We start from the raw sequence: 1,603 nt of genomic DNA on the forward strand, positions 1-1,603 counted from the left end.
ATCTTCAAGAATTTGAAAGCATGGAGCATTTCAAACAAGAATTAGAGGAATATATCCATTACTACAATCATCAACGAATCAAGGTAAAATTAAAAGGCATGAGCCCGGTAGATTACCGGATTCATGCCCTCAAGGCTGCCTAATTAAATAAAGTGTCTAACTTTTTGGGTTCACTTCACATTGAAGTTTTCTTCAAAGTGCTGGCTCTTTTTCGATTTAGTTGAAAAATATGGAGCTTTTTCAAAAACTGGCACTCATGAATTTCAGCTTTTTTAACAATGATAAGGTAAGGAGGCGATTAAAAATGGGTAATCCTAAAAAAGATTCTAAACACTTTAGACCAAGCCATCTTGGTATGCAACCGAGAGCAGCAGGAGGAAATAACGGAAAGCAAATGCAGGATAAATYGGGCAAGCATCCTCAGGTTATTCAAACTAAGGGCGAATAAACTGCTTTAAATTTAATACTTGTAATAATATTATGTTTTACAAAAAAATAACATGAATTGAGGCGATAGAAAATGGGCTCATTTAAACACAATCCAGACAACCGATTAGATAATGTTGAAAAACTTCAGGATGCAATTCAGAATACAGAAGAGAACATAAATGCTGCAAATGAAACATTGTCATTCTCTTCATCGGGCGATAAAGAGGCGATAAGGGCAAAGAACGAACGAAGGAAAGAGAGTATTGCTGGCATGATGTCAGAAGTAGAAGATGAACAACAAGCTCGTGAAAGAGGTTATAAAACGGATAATGAATTAGAATAAATATGAAAGGGGGAGAAAGAAGTGGTCTTTCTCCCCCTTTCTTTAATGATTTTTCGTCTTTGGATGATGGATAAAGAATGGAAGTGTAAAAAATGGGCTAATTTCCTTAAATGAAAGTTGGCCGGAAGTTATGGTAAAATGTATATTGCAATAGAAATGAAAGTGGGGAATTATGATGTTGATTGCTGAAAATGAAATTGAGGTTCGATATGCAGAGACAGATCAAATGGGTGTTGTGTACCATGCTAATTATCTTGTATGGATGGAACTTGGCAGGACGAAATTGATCAATGATTTAGGCTTTTATTATGCTGATATGGAGGCGGTTGGTATCCTCTCGCCTGTCATGGATATCCAGGCTTCATATAAAATACCTGTTCGCTATGGTGATAAGGTTAAGATAAAGACTTGGATTGAAAAGTATGATGGTCTGCGTGTCATTTATGGATATGAAATCATTAACGGGGAAAATGAAGTATCGGCAACCGGCCAGTCATCACATGTTTGCGTTAAAAAGGACAACTTCCGGCCTATATCTATTAAACGTATGTTCCCTGATTGGCATGAGGCCTATGAGCAAAATAAAAAACCGGATTAACTAATGTAATTACATAATTTGAGGTGAATTAAGGATGGCGTTTGGGATAAAACGGGTAGACGTAGTAGCCTGGAAGCAGCAAATTGATCAGGGACAAATTGCATTTCTGACTCATTATTGGCTCGATGATCGCTTTCCTGGTTGTAAGACCGTGACAAAAGTTGGGTGCAATGATTTAGAACGATTAGCAGAGTGGGGCAAAAAATACGGACTGAAAAAAGAATGGATTCATC

General features: G+C 37.1%; 5 protein-coding genes. All 5 read left to right on the plus strand.

Going from position 1 to position 1,603, the window contains the following annotated elements; translation table 11 throughout:
* The coding region (locus AC1DUW_RS28110) for an IS3 family transposase (protein WP_477644091.1) at nucleotides 1–143 on the plus strand (143 nt) is incomplete at its 5' end.
* 161 nt (nucleotides 144–304) lie between these two features.
* Nucleotides 305–448 (plus strand): acid-soluble spore protein N, encoded by a 144-nt coding sequence (locus AC1DUW_RS28115; protein WP_477644092.1) that lies wholly within the window; start codon nucleotides 305–307, stop codon nucleotides 446–448.
* 72 nt (nucleotides 449–520) lie between these two features.
* On the plus strand, nucleotides 521–772 hold the full coding sequence (tlp, locus tag AC1DUW_RS28120) for a small acid-soluble spore protein Tlp (RefSeq protein WP_053345879.1): 252 nt from the start codon (nucleotides 521–523) through the stop codon (nucleotides 770–772).
* A gap of 175 nt (nucleotides 773–947) precedes the next feature.
* Nucleotides 948–1,370 carry an acyl-CoA thioesterase gene (locus tag AC1DUW_RS28125; protein WP_053345880.1) on the plus strand — a complete coding sequence of 141 codons (423 nt, stop codon included), beginning with the start codon at nucleotides 948–950 and terminating at the stop codon, nucleotides 1,368–1,370.
* A 34-nt stretch (nucleotides 1,371–1,404) separates the two neighbouring features.
* Nucleotides 1,405–1,603: hypothetical protein (locus tag AC1DUW_RS28130; protein WP_477644090.1), on the plus strand; the 199-nt coding region annotated here is incomplete at its 3' end.

The organism is Peribacillus sp. P4_C12 (genome assembly GCF_056402095.1).